Raw genomic sequence first — 18,260 nt, 5'->3', positions numbered from 1 at the left:
TTTTCGCCGCTAATCGCATCTACGGGACAGTTCTTTTTACAGGCACCGCAGCCGACGCATTTGTCTTTATCAATGGTGTAGGTTAACAGCGGCTTGCAGCTTCTGGCGGTACACTTTTTATTGTAAATATGATCTTCGTATTCGTTACGGAAATATTTGATGGTGGTCAGCACCGGGTTGGGAGCGGTCTGACCGAGGCCGCACAGGGAACCGTCTTTGATCTTGTAACAGAGTTCTTCAAGCAGTTCGATGTCGCCGTCTCTTCCTTCACCTGCAGTAATCCGGTTGAGGATTTCCAGCATCCGCGTGGTACCCACCCGACAGTAGGTACATTTGCCGCAGGATTCTTTACAGGTAAAATCGAGGAAGAATCGGGCCATGTCCACCATACAGGTGGTTTCGTCCATGACCACCATCCCGCCGGAGCCCATGATGGCACCAGTTTTGGTGATTTCAGCGTAGTCGATCTGGGTATCGAGTAAACTGGCGGGGATACATCCGCCGGAGGGCCCCCCCATTTGCACGGCTTTAAAGGCTTTATCCTGTTTAATTCCACCACCGATATCAAAAATAACATCTCTTAATGTCAATCCCATGGGGATCTCCACCAGACCGCCTTTTCTGACCTTGCCGGTCAGGGCGAAAACTTTGGTGCCTTTGCTCTCTCTGGTGCCCAGAGCGGCATAGGCGTCGCCGCCGTTACGGAAGATCCAGGGCACATTGGCAAAAGTTTCGACGTTGTTGATGTTGGTGGGTTTGTTCCAGTAGCCTTTCTGGGCCGGAAAGGGTGGTTTTAAACGGGGCATGCCCCGTTCCCCTTCCAGTGAGGCGATCAGGGCGGTTTCTTCGCCGCAGACAAAGGCGCCAGCGCCAGCTTTGATCCGCAAGTCGAAGTCGAACCCGGTGTCGAAGATATTTAAGCCGAGATAGCCTTTTTCCCGGGCCTGGTCGATGGCCTTCTGCAAACGGACAATGGCCAGGGGATATTCGGCCCGTACGTAAACAACGCCTTCGCTGGCACCGATGGCTTTGGCCCCGATTAACATCCCTTCAATCAAAGCATGGGGATCGCTTTCAAGCACGGACCGATCCATAAAGGCGCCGGGGTCGCCTTCATCGGCGTTACAGACCATATATTTGGTGGTTCCGGGGGATTTCCGGGCGGCGTCCCATTTGAACCAGGTGGGGAAACCGGCCCCGCCCCGGCCCTTTAAACCGGCAATCTTGACGGTTTCGATGATGGCTTCCGGGGTCAGCTCGGTCAGACATTTCCGGGCGGCCAGGTAGCCGTCAACGGCCAGATAGTCGTCAATCCGTTCGGGATCGATGATCCCGGAGTTGCGCAGCACAATCCGTTTCTGTTTGCCAATCATGGTCAGGTCATCCTGAGAGATCTGTAAATCCGTCAGTTCTTTTTGGGCAACCACGTAGTAGTCAATAATCCGCCGGGCATCGTCGGTGGTGACGTTGACAAAGGTCACCTTGTTGCCAGCATCGTCAACCACGTCAACAATGGGTTCCAGGTAACAGGTGCCGATACATCCGGTTTGTTCAACGGACAGCTCCAGACCCTTTTCGGCGATGATGGTTTCAAATGCGCTCTGTACCTTGTGGGCGCCGGCGGCAATGCCGCAGCTGCCTGATCCGATAATAATTTTCATGCCGTCACCTCCTGGATGCTGGTCTCTGAATCAGTCCCTTCATTACTGGCTTTTTCTTTTAACTCGGCCAGAATATGAGTGGCCTTTTCTTTGGTCAGCTGACCATAGGTATCGTCGTTGATCATCATTACAGGAGATAAACTGCAACACCCCAGACAGGCCACGTTGTTCAGGGTAAACAGACCATCGGCGGTGGTTTCGCCTTCCTTAATCTTGAGATAGTCCATCACCGCTTCTTCCACCAGTTTGGAGCCGTTGACATGACAGGCAGTCCCCTGACACAGCATGATCAGGTATTTCCCGACCGGCTCGAAACGGAACTGGGTGTAAAAGGTGGCCACCCCGTAAACCTTGGCAATACTTATGTGGGTTTCGGCTGCGATATGACGCATCAGCTCCACCGATAAAAAACCATAAAGTTCCTGAGCTTTTTGTAGGATCGAAATCAGACTTCCGGGAATATCAGCATAACGATCCAACACTGGGTTTAGTTCAGTGAAGGGATTTGTTTTTTCCCCGTGACAGCCGCATCCACAATTATGCTCATGTTCGTTTATTTCATGACTCATATAATAAACTCCTTTCAAATTCGGCTAATGAATTATTTCAGTAATTGATAGTCTTCATAATTATACACTTTTTGACAAGTAAAAAATTGTATATTTTTTCATAATTTAAGTAAAATAACAAAAAAACAAAAGAACCAGAACGGTTACGAACCGCTGAAATTAATTCCAGCGGTTCGATAGCATGTTTTGTTCATAATTATTTTGATTTTTATTAATGGGATAATATTTTCCCTCCACGTTGTAAACCGGTATCCCCAGATCGGACAAACTCTAAAATTCCATAGGGCTCAACCATTTCAAAGAAGCCTTCGATTTTATAGCGTGTGCCGGTAATTTCAATAACCAAACTTTCTCTGGCAACATCGACGATATTAGCCCGGAACATATTGGCAATTTCAACAATTTGAGATCGGGTCGTGTCATCAGCCTTCACCTTAATAAAAACCAACTCTCTGATAATGGCTTCATCCGGTTTTAGCTCAATAACGGTAATTACATCAATGAGTTTGTTTAATTGCTTTTTAATTTGGGTTAAAATTTGATCATCTCCGGTCACCGTAATGGTAATCCGGGAAAGTTCAGCATTTTCGGTGGTTCCGACTGTCAGACTGTCAATATTATAACCACGTCTCGCAAAGAGACCTGAAATGCGGCTTAAGACACCAAAATTATTTTCTACCAATAATGATAAACAGGTTTTTTTCTCCATTGTCACTCTCCCTATATCCTTATGAAATCAGGATGAACCTGACATTGAATCAAGGTTGGACCCTGATGCTTGATTACTTCCGGGAGCACCTTGTTAAAGTCAGCGTTTTTATCAACCTTAAAACTTTTGATGCCATAGGCTTCGGCCAGTTTCATAAAATCAATATCGAAATTAATATCCGTTCCACTATAATGACCTTTACCATAGTTATCAAACTGCAGCTGTCGCACCATTCCCAACTTTGTATTGGTAATCAGAATAATATTGACATTCAGCTGATGTTCGGCTATTACTCCCAGTTCACCCATACTCATCTGGAAACTGCCATCTCCACAGACGATAAATATTTCCTTAGGTTTGTCCAAGGTTGCAAAAGCGGCGCCGCAGGCAGCCGGGATACTATAGCCCATGGTTCCCAACCCACCAGAAGTATAGTATCTGCGGTTTTTAATAATCCGATAATACAGAGCAGACCAGATTTGATTAAGTCCGACGTCACCCACAACGGTGGCATTATCTGAAGTCATTTCCGACATATCTTTAAACAAAATCTTCGGGTTAATCAAATCGCTACATGGCGGATCAGCATCGTAAACCAGCGGGTTCTCGCTGCGAATTGTTTCAATTTCAGCCAACCAACCAGCATGGTCACCAACGGTATCTTTTTGAACCAGTTCGGACAATACCGTTTTGGCATCTCCGACAATCGGGATATTTGTTTCCATATTTTTTCCAATTTCTGCCGGGTCGATATCAATATGAACAAAATCAGTATCCTTTTCAAATTTTGTCAACTGCGATGTCGCGCGATTCGACATTCGTGCCCCAATATTGATGATTAAATCGGCACCATTCATTACCACATTGGAATACTTATAGCCGTGGCTACCAACGATTCCGCAATATAACGGATGATCTTCTGGAAACCCACCAATCCCCATTAGCGAAGTAATTACGGGTATATTGTTCTTTTCTGCAAAGGCTAGTAGTTCTGTTTGTGCATTTCCCAGAACAACGCCACCACCAGCATAAATAACCGGCTTTGTCGCTTCTTTTATCTTTTTTATTGCCCGCTTAATTTGTCCACTGTGACCATTGAGATTCGGCTTGTACCCCATAATGTCAATTTTGTCATAGGTGAGTCCGGTTTTGACATTCTCCAGTTGAACATCTCGGGGAATATCGATGAGAACCGGTCCTGGTCGGCCTGTCGAAGCAATATGAAAAGCCTCTCGAATGATTCTGGGGATATCCGCAGCATTTTGAACCAAATAACTATGTTTTGTAAAGGGAGCGGTTGCACCGGTGATATCTGCCTCCTGGAAGGCATCTGTTCCGATGAGGGCCCGATCCACTTGACCGGTAATGGCAACAATGGGAATCGAATCAAGGTAAGCGGTTGCAATACCGGTTACTAAATTGGTTGCCCCAGGACCTGATGTTGCCAAACATACACCGACACGCCCAGATTCTCTGGCATATCCACTCGCATAATGCGGCGCTGTCTGTTCGTTTCGCACTAAAATATGTTTGATTGGAGATGTTCTAAATGCTTCATAGAGAGGCAGGAGGGCACCTCCGGGATAACCAAACACAAACTCAACATTTTCTCGTTCAAGACATTTTAAAATTAATTTTGATGCTAACAGTGGAATCACTCCCTTTTTAAGTATTACCGATTATCTTATTAAAATTTAGACATTTTGTCAATGTCTTTTTTCTCACATGAAGAAAATATTTTTGTTTGAACGTATCGATACATTAATTATTTTTATAAATGGTCATCTTTCCCAATAACGGGGTTTTAACAGAAATAGCACCTACCGGACACATTTCCTGACAGCAATAGCAACGAATGCAGCGATTATAAAAATATAAAGGATATTTTCTGCGCTTTCGCTCCACAATCCGGATGGCTTTTTTCTCAACCGGACAACTCGCTTCACAAATCCCACAACCGATGCATTTTTCTTTATCAACGACTGGCTTTTGTATGATGAAATCCTGAATCGGCTTTAATACCGAAAGGGTCGAAGGCTCTCCTTCACTGACAGGAATCCGAACTACATCGAATTCAGGATTGTAAAACTGTTCAAATGGTTCTCCCAGAATTTCAATATTTTCTTCACTCCAATACCCCAGTTCCATTTCTTCTCCATAAGTAATGGTCGGTATATAGGTCGGATCGAGATTGATCATTCTGGCAAAAGTCGCATCCAGGGCCACTGGGTCGTCTGATACCAGCAATACCTTCATTGGCACCGGATTACCCGAGGCCGGTCCATTTCCCTCCATTGCAACAATTCCATCCATAACAAAAAGTCGTAATTTGGGAATCAGATACCGGTTTAAATCCACCAGCATTTTTGAAAAACTTTGGACATTCGGATAGTGTGCATGTGACATGCCTTTGTTTAAACCATATACGCAGCCGAATTGATTTTTGATAGCCCCAGTAATCCGGGTTAATCCATGCGTCTTCATTTTCGGAAGGCTAATGATTGCATCACTTTCCAAAACACCCTGGGCGATTTCAAATTTCTTAGTTCCGATACCCAGCAAAAAATCCATTTGCTGTCCATGACTAAATTCTTTCAATGGTATTTCATAATTCGCTGCGATAGCGGCGAGACCACTCTCTTTCGCGGCCCCCCCGGGAGCGCCGAAACCAGGTGAATCACCAAAGGAAATGCGGTTACAATTTGCTTCTTTGAGTAGTCGGATCATTGCTTCAAATACCGCCGGATGGGTGGTTATAGCAGCATCCGGATTTTTTCCTCTTAGTAAATTGGGTTTGAGTAAAATCCGCTCCTGTTCGTTTACAAATTGTCCGATTCCGCCGAGAAGTTCAATGGCAGCTTTCAGTTTTTCATAAACCAGTTCGTTATCATAGGATTCGCAGCCCATAATAACAACCCGGGATTTTTTATTTTCCATTTTTCTCAATGCCTCTTTCCGTTATTTTGATTTTTTTCTCTTTTAATAATTTACCCACTGCTCGTTTAAAAGAACTCTTACTCATATTAAATTCTTTTTTTATCAGATACGCATCGGTTTTATCATTATACGGTAAGAAACCTTGACTTTCATTTAATTTTGTGAGAATGGCAACAGCATCTTTTGGAATTTCTTTATAGGCTTTTTTATTGGGGCTCAAAACCAGCTTTCCGTCATTTCGAATTTCAGAAACGCGGGCGTGAACTTTTTCCCCGCAATGAATGTCTGAGTTTGCATCCTTTATTAATATCAGCCCATGATATAAATTATCGATGGCCACAAAGGCGCCTATTTCTGGATTGATCTGATAAACATAGCCTTCAATCCAATCGCCTACCTTGTAAGGTGCATCAACTTTCAGTAGCGGATAAATTTTCATCGTTGCACATAAGCGATCACTTTTATCGGTATACAGATTAACCAGATAATCCCGGCCTTTTTGAACCTTGACCGTTTGCTCATTGTATGGCAATAACAGATCTTTTTCCAGACCCCAATCCAGAAAAGCGCCAACTTTGGTAATATCTGCGACCTTAAGTGCTGCGAATTCACCTATTTGAATCTTGGGTTCCCGGGTTGTCGATATCAGCCGATCCTTTGAATCCCGGTAGATAAATACATCGATCTGATCCCCAGCCCGGCTGTTCTTTGGCACTTCTTTTTCTGGCAGCAAGACGACATCCGTTGTATCAAATCCATCTGAAAGATATGCTCCAATGGGTGTTATCCGTTCGATGGTCAATGTTTGTACTTTTCCTATTTCTATCATTTTCTTTACCTCATTTATTTAGTAGCCAGGCACAAAAAAGGCCGTGTTCATCACACAACCCTTGCCTTGCCAATTATTTCATGTTTTTTAATTCTCGTCGATTCTGTTCAATTTGATCGTTCATTTCTTTTAACTGTATCTGAAAACTATAAAGCAGTTTGTCAGCATAGTTTTGTGTTCCAGTTTTTAAAGCCTTTGCACTCATATTCGCATTTCTCATAATTTCATTGGCATTGGCTGTAGCTGTTTTCGTTATCTCATTCGTATCAATCAATTCTCTTAATCTTTTTTCAGCCTCCGCTTTAATATGATCCGCTTCACTTTGGGCTGCAAAAATAATCTTTTTACGCTCTGCTACGATTTTTTTTGCCTCTGCCAATTCTTCTGGCAATGAATCTCTTATTTCATCAATAATCTCTATTACTTCTTCAGGATTTACTAACGCTTTAGATGAAAAGGGAAGCGTGTTTCCTTTTTCCACGACTTCTTCTAATTCTGCTAATAAGTCAAGTACCCTCATTTCATACATCCTTCCTCATACTTCTTTTGTATCGCTTTTTCAACGTTTTGGGGGAGAAAATCGGACACGTCTCCCTGATATTTAACAAGTTCTTTTACTAAAGTCGAGCTTAAATATGAATGCTTATTGCTCGTTATCATAAAAAAAGTTTCAATCTCATTATCAAGATGCTTATTGGTCAATGCCATTTGAAATTCATATTCAAAATCCAAAAAAGCCCGAAGCCCCTTGACAATAATATTGGTGTTTCGCATTCTGACATAATCAATCAAGAGCCCATCATAGAAATCAACCTCAACGTTTTCGATGCCGTCAAGACAATCTTTAATTAGCGCCACCCGCTCCTCACAGTTAAAAAGATAGTTTTTGCTGCTGTTAATCATCACACAAACTATCACTTTATCAAATATTTTTGTAGCTCGTTCAATCATGTCGAGATGACCTTTGGTTATGGGATCAAAACTCCCGGGGTAAACTGCAATTTTTGTGCTCATAATTCTCCCTAGAATAATAACTAATTGTCGTGATACCGTATTTTTTTGACTTGTAACACGTCAACTTATTTTTTACTAATGGCATTATAACAGATTTTTCTGTTTCAATCACTAATTTTCCTTTTTCAGAAAGAATTTCTTTTTCAGAGATCATTTCCAGCAAGTGATAAATCTCATCAACCTGACAATACGGTGGATCCACAAAGATAATGTCGCACAGAATCTTATTCCGCGCCAGCATTTCCACCCCACTTTGTGCCGACTGATTAAAGACCCGGGCACGCTTCTCATATCCCAGCAACTGAATATTTTTTGCTGTTATTTGTATGCTCTCACTGGAGAGATCAAAAAAGTACGCCGACTCCACACCCCGGCTCAGTGCTTCCAGGCCCATCGCCCCCGTGCCCGAAAACAAGTCAATAAAAACCGCTGCCTCCCGCACCTCATTCTGAAGACTGTTAAAAACGGCCCCTTTGATTTTGTCAGCTGTTGGTCTAATTCTGTCCCCACTGATGGTTGTTAATTTCTTACCGCGTTTTTCACCGGCAATTATTCGCATTTTGCCTCCTAAGTTAATGATATGTCTGCTATATCAATGTAAAATGACTTCAGCACGTCGTTTTTAAATGTCATCATTTCCTGATTGTGGGATTCAAAAATGAGCTCTGCAATTTCCTTGGTTCGCTTTATCAGGGCCAATTCTTCAGTGGGATTAAGCAAGCCGAGTTTTGGCAAGCCATGCTGTTTAAATCCAAAATAGTCACCCGGCCCTCTTAACTTGAAATCTTCATCTGCAATCTTTCGGCCGTTGCGATTATTGACAATCACCTTCATTCGGGCCAATGTATCGTCGCTTTTAGAATTGGTAACCAGAAAACAATACGACTGATGATTTCCGCGTCCCACCCGGCCCCGCAGCTGATGAAGCTGAGATAATCCAAATCGTTCAGCACTGAGAATCACCATTGTGCTGACATTAGGAACATCGATGCCAACCTCGATAATACTGGTTGCCACCAGACAATCAATCCTGCCCTGGTTGAATGCCTGAATGATTGATTCTTTTTCTTCGCTTTTGAGACGACCGTGGAGGCATGCCATCCGATATTTGGGATCAATTTTTTGCAGTAATTCCAAATATACAGACTCTGTATCCCGAACTGCTTCCAGTTCTTCCGAAGCCTCAATAAAAGGGCATATCACAAAAGACTGCCGTCCCTTTGACATTTCGTCCTGAACAAAACCCAGGATCTTATGCAGGGATGCTTCATTATAACAGTAAGTCTTGATCGGTTTCCGTCCTTTTGGAAGCTCATCAATGTAAGATACCGATAAATCGCCGTAGAGGATCAACGCCAATGTCCGAGGGATCGGCGTCGCACTCATAACCATGGTGTGGGGTTGGTTACCCTTTGATGATAACTGACTCCGCTGTTTAACCCCAAAACGATGCTGTTCATCCGTGATTACCAGCCCCAGATTGTAATACGCCACCGATTGCTGAATCAGCGCATGGGTACCGATGATCACCGACACCTGACCTAGAGCAACCTGTTTTAGTATTTCACGTCTTTCTTTGGCTTTGAGACTACCAGTAACCACTGCCACGGTTACACCGGTATTTTTTAACAGTTCCTTAAAGCTGCGCCCATGCTGCTGTGCCAATATTTCGGTGGGCGCCATATAAGCCGTCTGGTAACCATTTTGCGCCATCAGACAGGCAGCGATCACAGCAATTACTGTTTTTCCGGAGCCGACATCCCCCTGAACCAGCCGATTCATCACCTGACCATTCTTTAAATCGGCAACCATATCGTCGATTACCAAACGCTGGCTGGCAGTCAAATCGTATGGCAAGCTGTTTACAAATGGTTCCAAACCGGTAAACAGATTAATATCAATTTCTGAATATCTTTTTTCCCTGGCACTGGACATGATCCCCATGTTTATTTTCAAGGCCTCATTGAATTTGAGTCGTTGAATTCCTAAAATGACATCTTCTGCCTTGTCAGGAAAATGAATTGCTTTTAATGCGCTCTTCATATCAAGTAGATTTTCCCCAGAACGGATCACTTCCGGCATTGATTCAGGAATCTCCAGGCTTTCACAAAAGATCTCTTTGAGTGCTTTCGGGATAAAACTCCCAGGAACACCCTGAATATTCCGGTAAACTGGTGTCAGTTCAAAAAAAACACCGGGATTACTGGCCTTTACAAATTGAGGATTGGTGATCTTTATGCTCCCATAGCCTTTTTTGATCCTGCCATAAAAATAATAGTCCTGATTCTCCTGAAAGGTATGTTTCAAATAGGGTTGGTTGAAAAATACCGCCGACAGTTTTTTATTCTCCCATAGCAATGGTAACGAAAAAATCGAAAGATTTCCCCGAATCCGCTGAACCCGGCCCGTATCTAAAACCGTCGCTTTGAGAGAAATTTCCTGATCCTCAAAAAAGTGCTCCGGGTTCCCAAAAACGCTACGGTCAATATATTTTTTGGGATAATAAGACAAAAGATTACCTACCGTCTTGATTCCAACCTTTGCCAGTGCTTCGCTCCGTTTGGGTCCCACCCCTTTAACTTTATCCAGCGAATCTTCCCATTTCATGGCTTTTCCTCGTGATACTTTATAAATAATTGCGAATTGATATTACTCCACCGAGACAATATAATAATATAGTGGTTGCCCACCATAATGCATTTCCACATCACATTCCTCGAAACTGTCTGCCAGCTCAGCAGCCAGGATGTGGGCATCTTCTTCCGAAACATCCTTTCCATAGTAAATTGATATCAGCTCACTTTCCTCATCAACCATATCGCTTAGCAGTTCTTCAGTGACTTCTTTAATACTCTTTCCAGTAAATTTGATTTCCCCTCCGGTTATCCCAATTACATTTGATTTTTTTATTTTAAGACCATTAATTTTGGTGTCTCTGACAGCATAAGTGACTTCTCCTGTCACCACATGATTAATGGCTTCCGACATGGTTGCTGCATTCTCTTGCGGACTTGTCTCTGGCGAAAATGCCAGCATGGCAGCGATGCATTGAGGAATATTTTTAGCGGCAATTACGTGAACCTGTTTATCTGAAATTTCACTGGCCTGCTTAGCCGCCATAATAATATTGCTGTTGTTGGGGAAAATAAAAATGGTTTCAGCATTTAATTTATCCACTTCATTCAAAAAATCCTGAGTACTGGGATTCATCGTCTGACCTCCTGAAATAACCCGGGTCACACCAAGATCTTTGAATATTTTAGTTAATCCATCACCCGGAGAAACAGCGATAAAACCATAGGGTATCTGTGCTTCATCCGGTTTGCTTCCCTTGGCGGCAAACTGCTCGCGCATGTTATCAATTTTAATCCGAATCAGGCTTCCAAGACTGCCCGCCCGTTCCAATGCCAGACCTGGGTTATCCGTGTGTAAGTGAACCTTGATGATGGCATCATCTTTAACAACAACCACGCTGTCACCAAGTGTATTCAGATATGCTCTCAAATCGCTTTCATCTATTTCTGCAGCTCCCTGGATAATAAACTCTGTGCAATAACCGAATGTAATATCTTCCGGCTTCATGTGGGAGTCATCCACAAACTTATCCAGATTACTTGGCTTGATCTCCAGTTCCACACCCAATTCTTCGTTTAGAAGTGCCTTGAGAGCACCTTCGACAATACAAATCAGCCCTTGGCCACCAGCATCAACCACACCAGCTTCTTTTAACACTGGAAGCATATCCGGAGTTTTATCCAGAGTAACCCGACCATGATGAATAACATCTGCGATAAAGCTTTCCAAGTTGTCATAAGCTTCGTATTTCGCCATGGCGAACTCACCCATTTCCCGGGCTACGGTGAGAATTGTCCCTTCCGTGGGTTTCATTACCGCCTTATAGGCCACATCAGCCGCCAACTTTAAAGCCCCCGCCAATGAAACAATATCCAGATCTTCCTGGGTTTTACAACCTTCAGCAAAACCTCTTAGCAACTGCGAGAGGATAACACCCGAATTTCCCCGAGCCCCAATTAAAGCCCCCGATGAAGCCGATTTGGCTACACTGTAGACATTCACTTTTTCAATCTTGTCAAACTCTGAAACAGAATGATTAAAGGTAAGTGACATATTGGTTCCTGTATCGCCATCCGGCACTGGAAATACATTGAGTTCATCAACAATTCGTTTATTTATTTCAAGATTTTTCGCCCCATAACGAAACATTTTTATGAGCATTTCACCGTCTATTGTCTGGGTTTTCATTCTGTCCTCCATTTACACACGCACGCTTACAACATTTACAGAAATGCGTTTGACTTTTAAACCGGTTTCTTTTTCCACCCGATATTTTACATTAGATATGATGTTTTCAGCAACAACTGAAATTTTAATGGCATACTCTACAATAACATAAAGATCAATCACTAATCGATCATCTTCGATGATTACACCAACACCTTTGTTCGCCTGGTCACCTGAGAGAATCTCAATCAAACCATCTTTTCCCCGTTTATGAGCCATCCCCACCAGACCATAGCATTCCATGGCTGCGTTTCCAGCGATATCCGCAATTGCTTTTCGGGTAATATCAATATATCCTAACTCATTATTTATTTTCATCGAATTGCTCCTTCTATTATTATCTCTCTATTTTACATAATAATTCGACTTAAGTCAAAATTTCTATTGCATTATTTTTAATTTTTATGATATAATACACCTTGTTTTATAAAAGGTAAGCGTAAGGGAGGTTATGTCATGGCTAAAGAATGTTTTGTATGTAAAAAAACCGTTGTAAGTGGCAACCAGGTTAGTCATTCAAATAAACACAATAAACGAGTTTGGAAACCCAATTTACAAAGAGTAAAAGTTGTAATTGAAGGCACACCACAACGAATTAGTGTTTGTACACGTTGTCTGAGATCCGGTAAAGTCGAAAGAGCCTAGTCTCTTATTTCTTCGGAACCATTGTTCAAGAGTCTTTACAGACTCTTTTTTCTTGTGTCAAAACAATATGCCAGACAGGTTTTTGCTCGTCTGGCTGTTGTCTGATACTCACCACACCGACGCACTCAAATTATTTCCCTTTGCACCATAAATTAGTCCGCTGCAACAATGACCATCAACAGCCCTTTCTCAAAAGAAATGCGCTGAGTCTTTTTATTAACAACATTACTAATCCCATATGGCTTATCTACACTCATTTCCCCTGCTGAAATCGGATATTCAAATCCGGTAATCGTCAATCCCGTAACATTTTCACCAATCGGCAAAATCGATACAATCGTGCCAATTGGAAAGCTCAATTCTGTTGTTTTTCCAAGTAATCTGATTTGATTATTTTCATTTACAATCTCAGCTTCGATGTTAACATCCGTGAAACGTTTCAGTAAATAGATATTTGCAATACTATGATCCATCCGGGATCCCAAACCACCAAGCACAATCACTTTATCTGCGCCACGTTTGATCGCATGCATGATTGCCAGTTCTGTGTCTGTTTCGTCCTTTTTTTGTGGGTACATCTCAAGTTGTACCGCTTTGTAATATTCGCTGGTTTCGGCGGTAATTGAATCCATATCACCGATAATAATATTTGGCTTTAGTTTTAGTTCTCTGGCAAAATTTGCACCGCCATCTGCACAAATCAGATAGTCTGCCTTTACTTTATTTATATATGTCTCATAAAAATCTTTACTCTTGTATTCTCCGTTCGTAAAAATGATCACTTTCATCGATATTGATCCTTCTTAATTTCTTCCAGTAAACTTAAATAGTGCTCGTATCGAGCTACGCTGATGATTCCTGATTCAACAGAATTTTTGATATCGCAGCCTGGTTCATCCTTATGGAGACAGCTTTTAAAGCGACACTTCCCTTGAGAAAACTCTGGAAAATATTCCCGCAGTTCCTCTGGTTTAATCATTTCAGAAATTTGATAGGATGAAAACCCCGGAGTATCCAATAAATAACCCCCATTCTTAGTTTCCAGAAGCTCGACATGTCGGGTTGTATGTTTTCCTCGTTTTAATTTTTGGCTTAAAGCCCCAGTTTCCATCGTTTGATCAGCACATAAATAATTTGCCATCGTCGACTTTCCAACACCCGAAGGGCCAGCCATAAATGCTGTTTTTCCACCTATTTCTGCAATAATCCTATCCAAGGTATCCGTATCGTTTTTACTGAAAAAAAACAACTGATAGGGGGTTTTCTCGTAGATTGCCTTTATCGCTTGTTCCTCTTCAGTCGTTGTTAAATCTCGTTTTGTGAAGCAGACAACCGGCTTTACATTTTGTATCTCTGAACTGATTAAAAGCATGTCAAGCAAGAGTAGGTTCGGTTTTGGATTAGTCATCGAGAAAACAATAAGGCCAATATCAACATTAGCCACTGGCGGTCTTACAAAAATGTTTTTTCGGGGCTTAATCGACTCAATCATCCATTCCCCGGGATTATCTGATTGAATCATCACCTCATCGCCAACGGTAGGAATGATTTTCTGATGCCGTAATACACCTCTCGCCTTGCACTCCAATATGTCATGGCTTTTATCAGCTTTCACATAATAAAATCCACCGATTCCCTTGATTATTTTGCCAATTTCCTGTTCGTTAACTATCAATATCACCCCTCCTTTTTCACACTTACTTTGTGTACTCATCACACTTTTTTAAATTAAATACGGGTTTCTACAACCAATTGAAACATCGTTTTTGTCGAACCTTTCATTGAAATGTACGAATTGAATGCTTAATTGTTGTATAAACCCGTAAATGCTATAAAAACACGTTTTTAGCAGTCACATCGAATCAAAAGTCAATGTAGCCTGTCCCAACACTGGATCCATCGATAAACACTTCATAGGTTTCTCGACCAATGCCCTCAACATTAACTGAAAAAACATCGTCTGACATATTTGTTCCCTCGTAAATCACTGTCTCAGTTTTATCTGCTGCAGTTAATACAACCTTAACCTTGACTGATTTTGCCGGTGTGGTTTGGATATATTCACTTAAATCAATCGTCAATTTCTGAGTAGAGACCTTACCGCTACTCACCACGATCGCTACTTCTGAGCCTTTCGAAACTTGATTTCCATCAGTAGGAGACTGTTTCATAACCATGCCTTTAGCATAATCGGTACTGGTTTCATGGGTAATCGTTCCAACAGTCAACCCCGCATTTGTGATGGTGCTTTTGGCATCCGCTTCGGTCTGACCGACAACGCTGGGTACCGTAACCAGATCCTCACCCTTGCTTACATATATTGTCACTTTAGTTCCTTCATTGGCCGTTGTGTTGCCATTGGGATTCATTTGGAAGACAATCTCAGCATTATAGTTACTGTTGTATTCACGCTTTATTTCACCGACCACAAAATTAGCAGCTTCGATCGCTTTAACTGCTTCGGTTTCACTTAGTCCAATAACTGATGGGATCGTTCCGGTCTTTACGCCTTTACTGACAGTAACCTTAACGGTCTTCCCACTTTGTAATTCCTTGCCGCTTTCCGGGTTTTGAGTAATGATTAGCCCCGCTTCGACATCGGCGTTATAAACTTCTTTTTCAACTTCCAAAACCAGATCCAATTTTTCCAGTGCCGTTTTTGCCTCGTCAGTTGTTTTGCCTTTTATGTCTGGAACCTCAACCGTCTTTCCTGAAAAGAAGGCAAAGGCCATAACGCCCATAGCAATGATCGCTACGGCTGCAAAAACCGAAATCAGAATGATCTTACGTTTCTTCTTTCTGGCAGCCGTTTCTTTTGGCGTTTCATAATAATAGTCATCATCATCTTCTTCTTCAGGCTGAACCGTTGCATGGCTACCGGTGTTTTCAACATGAAAAAGCCCCTCCCGGATAATGTGTGTATCATTACCGAGGTGATTGCCGTCACCTGCTCCAAAACTCATATTTTCCAATACCGACTCAAGATCTTCCATCAGTTCGTCAGTATTCTGATACCGTTCGTCGGGCTTCTTTTGAGTCAGTTTCACGACAATCTGATTGACCCGTTCTGGTATTTTGGGTTCCAATAATTTTGGTGGGACAATCTCTTCCTGGATGTGCTTAATTGCAATTGTCACCGTATTTTCTTCATCAAAGGGCAGCTTACCCGTTAATAATTCATAGTATAAAATACCCAGGGAATAAAGATCTGAGCGTTCATCCACAAAGCCGCCCTTGGCTTGTTCCGGAGATATATAATGAACCGAACCCATGGTTTGATTGGTCATCGTCACCGTCGAACTGGTAATCGCCCGAGCGATTCCAAAATCGGCAACTTTGGGAACCAGATCCCGAGTTAACAGAATATTATGAGGTTTAATATCCCGATGAATGATTTTGTTCTCGTGAGCACAGCGCAATGCATTGGAAATATCCATTACAAACCGGGTTGCTTCGGTATAGTCCAAACGCCCTTTTCGCATTAAATATTGTTTCAGGGTAATCCCATCAACGTATTCCATAATAATGTAGTAAATATTATCCTGGACGCCAACATCATAAACACCGACTATATTGGGATGGGATAAACAGGCTACCGCCTGAGATTCCCGATCAAATTTTTTTATAAACTGTTCGTTTTCAGTATACTCTTCACGAAGCACTTTAACTGCCACATAACGATTTAGTTTTAGATCCCGAGCTTTGTATACATAGGCCATACCGCCACGCCCGATCAGCTCGACAATTTCATAACGTTTTCCTAAGGTTCTACTGAGCATTAGGCACTCCTTCCAGAGGCTTGAATAAAACGACAGTAATATTGTCTTTGCCTCCGTTTATGTTTGCCAGATCGATGAGTTTTTTTGCTGCATCTTCCAGACTATTTTCCATAACTACGGTCTTAATATCCTGATCACAGACCATATTAAAAAGCCCGTCCGAACAAATCAGATATGTTGCTTGAGGGTTTATTTCATATCGATAAAAATCCACATTCACAGAGTTATCAGTTCCTAGTGCTCGGGTAATAACATTTTTTTGAGGATGTATTTCGGCTTCTTCCTGAGTTATCTTGCCTTCATCCACCAGAATCTGAACCAGCGAGTGATCTTTTGTTAATCGAATTATTTCGTCGGCTGTGATACTATAAGTTCGACTGTCGCCAACATGGCAAATACATAAATAATTCCCGTCAACGATACACATGGTTAGGGTGGTTGCCATGCCCAAACGTGCGGGTTCATCATCACCTATTTTTTTTAGTTCCAGATTAATGGATTTTACAAAAGACATCATTTCTTCCGGGTCAAAGTAATTTTTAATCCCGGAAAGATTATTTTTAATAAAATCCACCGCTGTTCTGCTGGCTATTTCTCCACTGCGATGGCCTCCCAAGCCATCCGCAACTGCAAAAACATAAGAAATACGATCAACGTTTTTTATGGTTGCTGCCAAGTAGGCATCTTGATTTACCTTTCTTAGTGATCCAACATTGGATCCGTAGGCACATTTCATACACTCACCTTATCCTCATATCTTTTTTTTCGAAGTTGACCACATGCAGCATCAATTTCTCTTCCCATTTTTCGTCGCATCGTAACATTAATCCCATGTCGTGTCAGCTCCCCAAGAAAATAATTCATTCGGGGACTCTCTTTTAAAGACGTTTCTTGAATCTCATTCAAACCAATTAAATTCAGGTGGTTTTGACTTCCTTTGAGTAGTTTAATGAGTTCTCCAATATCTTCATCCCGGTCATTATAACCATCAATTAGAGCATATTCATAGGTGATACGTCTTCCCGTCTTAGTAAAATAAGCTTTGCAGGCATCCATCAGAGGTTCAAAATCATAGCGTTTGGCAATGGGCATTAACATCTTTCGACGGTCTGGAAAAACTGAATGAAGTGAAATAGCCAGATTTATCTGAAGATCTTCTTCTGCTAAAGCTTCAATTCCCGGAATAATCCCACAGGTAGAAAGACTGATTTTTCGTTGCCCGATTCCAAACCCCGAGTTTGCAATTCGAATAAATTTGATTACTTCATGATAATTTTCAAGTGGCTCGCCAATTCCCATAATTACGACATTTGAAATTCGCAGTTTTTCTTTTTTTTCCACTAAATAGATCTGATCCAGTATTTCACCAGCGCATAAATCTCTGATTTTTCCACCCTTTGTGGAAGCACAGAATTTGCAACCCATATTACATCCAACTTGTGTTGACACACATAACGAAGCACCATGTCCATAGTGCATTAACACAGCTTCAATGTATTGATGGTCTTCCAACTCAATCAAATATTTCTTTGTACCATCATGCGGATCAGCTTGCGTGGTTTCGATTTTACTATGTAACAAATCATACTGATCCGATATTTTTTTTCTCAAACTACTGGAAAAGTTAGTCATCTCACTGAATTTTTCGCATTTTTTTTCATATAACCATTGATATAACTGTTTCCCACGATATTTGGCCTCACCTAAACTTACCATGAGCGCTTCACACTCATGGATGTCTCTGCCAAAAATATTTTCCTTCATGTTTTACTCCTATACAATTAGAGAGACCTTACACTCAATGAGATGTTTAAC

Annotated in this window: 18 protein-coding genes; 1 reads left to right on the top strand and 17 read right to left on the bottom strand. The window is 41.9% G+C overall.

What is annotated here, in order from left to right; all coding sequences use genetic code 11:
• The 12 genes from ACWI_RS09655 to ACWI_RS09600 form a co-directional block, all read right to left on the bottom strand.
• The coding region (locus ACWI_RS09655; protein WP_070371225.1) for an NADH-quinone oxidoreductase subunit NuoF at positions 1–1,661 on the bottom strand (1,661 nt) is incomplete at its 3' end.
• Entirely contained in the window at positions 1,658–2,230 is a 573-nt protein-coding gene (gene nuoE / locus ACWI_RS19465; RefSeq protein WP_070371224.1) for an NADH-quinone oxidoreductase subunit NuoE, read from the bottom strand. The genes nuoE and ACWI_RS09655, both read right to left, overlap by 4 nt.
• Before the next feature lie 211 nt (positions 2,231–2,441).
• Entirely contained in the window at positions 2,442–2,939 is a 498-nt protein-coding gene (ilvN, locus tag ACWI_RS09645) for an acetolactate synthase small subunit (protein ID WP_070371223.1), read from the bottom strand.
• Between the two features lie 11 nt (positions 2,940–2,950).
• Positions 2,951–4,588 (bottom strand): biosynthetic-type acetolactate synthase large subunit, encoded by a 1,638-nt coding sequence (gene ilvB / locus ACWI_RS09640; protein WP_458795900.1) that lies wholly within the window; start codon positions 4,586–4,588, stop codon positions 2,951–2,953.
• Positions 4,589–4,700: 112 nt separating this feature from the next.
• The gene (locus ACWI_RS09635) at positions 4,701–5,876 is read right to left on the bottom strand and encodes a DUF362 domain-containing protein (protein WP_070371222.1); all 1,176 of its coding nucleotides are present in this window, start codon (positions 5,874–5,876) and stop codon (positions 4,701–4,703) included.
• Positions 5,866–6,705, bottom strand: coding sequence for a CvfB family protein (locus ACWI_RS09630; RefSeq protein ID WP_070371221.1), 840 nt, complete (start codon positions 6,703–6,705; stop codon positions 5,866–5,868). The genes ACWI_RS09635 and ACWI_RS09630 overlap by 11 nt, the downstream gene beginning before the upstream one ends.
• 73 nt (positions 6,706–6,778) lie before the next feature.
• Positions 6,779–7,225, bottom strand: a complete 447-nt coding sequence (locus tag ACWI_RS09625) for a hypothetical protein (protein WP_070371220.1) — start codon at positions 7,223–7,225, stop codon at positions 6,779–6,781.
• Entirely contained in the window at positions 7,222–7,719 is a 498-nt protein-coding gene (gene coaD, locus ACWI_RS09620) for a pantetheine-phosphate adenylyltransferase (RefSeq protein ID WP_070371219.1), read from the bottom strand. Before coaD ends, ACWI_RS09625 begins: the two co-directional genes overlap by 4 nt.
• A complete protein-coding gene (gene rsmD / locus ACWI_RS09615; RefSeq protein WP_070371218.1) occupies positions 7,682–8,278 on the bottom strand; it encodes a 16S rRNA (guanine(966)-N(2))-methyltransferase RsmD in 597 nt (198 codons plus the stop codon). The genes coaD and rsmD overlap by 38 nt, the downstream gene beginning before the upstream one ends.
• 8 nt (positions 8,279–8,286) lie before the next feature.
• Complete coding sequence (recG, locus tag ACWI_RS09610; protein ID WP_070371217.1) at positions 8,287–10,326, bottom strand: ATP-dependent DNA helicase RecG; 2,040 nt, start codon at positions 10,324–10,326, stop codon at positions 8,287–8,289.
• A 42-nt stretch (positions 10,327–10,368) separates the two neighbouring features.
• On the bottom strand, positions 10,369–11,982 hold the full coding sequence (locus ACWI_RS09605; RefSeq protein ID WP_070371216.1) for a DAK2 domain-containing protein: 1,614 nt from the start codon (positions 11,980–11,982) through the stop codon (positions 10,369–10,371).
• A gap of 12 nt (positions 11,983–11,994) precedes the next feature.
• Positions 11,995–12,339 (bottom strand): Asp23/Gls24 family envelope stress response protein, encoded by a 345-nt coding sequence (locus ACWI_RS09600; protein ID WP_070371215.1) that lies wholly within the window; start codon positions 12,337–12,339, stop codon positions 11,995–11,997.
• A gap of 138 nt (positions 12,340–12,477) precedes the next feature.
• Here ACWI_RS09600 and rpmB point away from each other — a divergent pair, with 138 nt between their 5' ends.
• The gene (rpmB, locus tag ACWI_RS18510) at positions 12,478–12,666 is read left to right on the top strand and encodes a 50S ribosomal protein L28 (RefSeq protein WP_084505041.1); all 189 of its coding nucleotides are present in this window, start codon (positions 12,478–12,480) and stop codon (positions 12,664–12,666) included.
• A 152-nt stretch (positions 12,667–12,818) separates the two neighbouring features.
• On the opposite strand, the gene ACWI_RS09595 is transcribed toward rpmB, so the two are convergent.
• The 5 genes from ACWI_RS09595 to rlmN all read right to left on the bottom strand — a co-directional run bounded on the left by ACWI_RS09595 (position 12,819) and on the right by rlmN (position 18,209).
• Positions 12,819–13,454 carry a thiamine diphosphokinase gene (locus ACWI_RS09595; RefSeq protein WP_070371214.1) on the bottom strand — a complete coding sequence of 212 codons (636 nt, stop codon included), beginning with the start codon at positions 13,452–13,454 and terminating at the stop codon, positions 12,819–12,821.
• Positions 13,451–14,341 carry a ribosome small subunit-dependent GTPase A gene (rsgA, locus tag ACWI_RS09590; protein WP_242871605.1) on the bottom strand — a complete coding sequence of 297 codons (891 nt, stop codon included), beginning with the start codon at positions 14,339–14,341 and terminating at the stop codon, positions 13,451–13,453. The genes ACWI_RS09595 and rsgA overlap by 4 nt, the downstream gene beginning before the upstream one ends.
• 187 nt (positions 14,342–14,528) lie before the next feature.
• Positions 14,529–16,445 (bottom strand): Stk1 family PASTA domain-containing Ser/Thr kinase, encoded by a 1,917-nt coding sequence (gene pknB, locus ACWI_RS09585; RefSeq protein WP_070371213.1) that lies wholly within the window; start codon positions 16,443–16,445, stop codon positions 14,529–14,531.
• Positions 16,435–17,181 (bottom strand): Stp1/IreP family PP2C-type Ser/Thr phosphatase, encoded by a 747-nt coding sequence (locus ACWI_RS09580; RefSeq protein ID WP_070371212.1) that lies wholly within the window; start codon positions 17,179–17,181, stop codon positions 16,435–16,437. The genes pknB and ACWI_RS09580 overlap by 11 nt, the downstream gene beginning before the upstream one ends.
• Positions 17,178–18,209 (bottom strand): dual-specificity RNA methyltransferase RlmN, encoded by a 1,032-nt coding sequence (rlmN, locus tag ACWI_RS09575; RefSeq protein ID WP_070371211.1) that lies wholly within the window; start codon positions 18,207–18,209, stop codon positions 17,178–17,180. The genes ACWI_RS09580 and rlmN overlap by 4 nt, the downstream gene beginning before the upstream one ends.
• Between the last annotated feature and the right edge of the window lie 51 nt (positions 18,210–18,260).

Origin of the sequence: Acetobacterium wieringae (assembly GCF_001766835.1) — a bacterium.
Lineage (GTDB): Bacteria > Bacillota > Clostridia > Eubacteriales > Eubacteriaceae > Acetobacterium > Acetobacterium wieringae.
The sequence above is the reverse complement of the archived record's forward strand: the minus strand, read 5'-3'. Positions and strand labels throughout refer to the sequence as shown.

Bases quoted from the DNA above. Each gene is read 5' to 3' on its own strand.
- ACWI_RS09605 (WP_070371216.1), bottom strand. From the start codon at position 11,982: ATGAAAACCCAGACAATAGACGGTGAAATGCTCATAAAAATGTTTCGT.
- ACWI_RS09595 (WP_070371214.1), bottom strand. From the start codon at position 13,454: ATGAAAGTGATCATTTTTACGAACGGAGAATACAAGAGTAAAGATTTT.
- ACWI_RS09580 (WP_070371212.1), bottom strand. From the start codon at position 17,181: ATGAAATGTGCCTACGGATCCAATGTTGGATCACTAAGAAAGGTAAAT.
- ACWI_RS09625 (WP_070371220.1), bottom strand. From the start codon at position 7,225: ATGAGGGTACTTGACTTATTAGCAGAATTAGAAGAAGTCGTGGAAAAA.
- recG (WP_070371217.1), bottom strand. From the start codon at position 10,326: ATGAAATGGGAAGATTCGCTGGATAAAGTTAAAGGGGTGGGACCCAAA.
- coaD (WP_070371219.1), bottom strand. From the start codon at position 7,719: ATGAGCACAAAAATTGCAGTTTACCCCGGGAGTTTTGATCCCATAACC.
- ilvN (WP_070371223.1), bottom strand. From the start codon at position 2,939: ATGGAGAAAAAAACCTGTTTATCATTATTGGTAGAAAATAATTTTGGT.
- rsmD (WP_070371218.1), bottom strand. From the start codon at position 8,278: ATGCGAATAATTGCCGGTGAAAAACGCGGTAAGAAATTAACAACCATC.
- ACWI_RS09635 (WP_070371222.1), bottom strand. From the start codon at position 5,876: ATGGAAAATAAAAAATCCCGGGTTGTTATTATGGGCTGCGAATCCTAT.
- ACWI_RS09600 (WP_070371215.1), bottom strand. From the start codon at position 12,339: ATGAAAATAAATAATGAGTTAGGATATATTGATATTACCCGAAAAGCA.
- ACWI_RS09630 (WP_070371221.1), bottom strand. From the start codon at position 6,705: ATGATAGAAATAGGAAAAGTACAAACATTGACCATCGAACGGATAACA.
- nuoE (WP_070371224.1), bottom strand. From the start codon at position 2,230: ATGAGTCATGAAATAAACGAACATGAGCATAATTGTGGATGCGGCTGT.
- rpmB (WP_084505041.1), top strand. From the start codon at position 12,478: ATGGCTAAAGAATGTTTTGTATGTAAAAAAACCGTTGTAAGTGGCAAC.
- rlmN (WP_070371211.1), bottom strand. From the start codon at position 18,209: ATGAAGGAAAATATTTTTGGCAGAGACATCCATGAGTGTGAAGCGCTC.
- pknB (WP_070371213.1), bottom strand. From the start codon at position 16,445: ATGCTCAGTAGAACCTTAGGAAAACGTTATGAAATTGTCGAGCTGATC.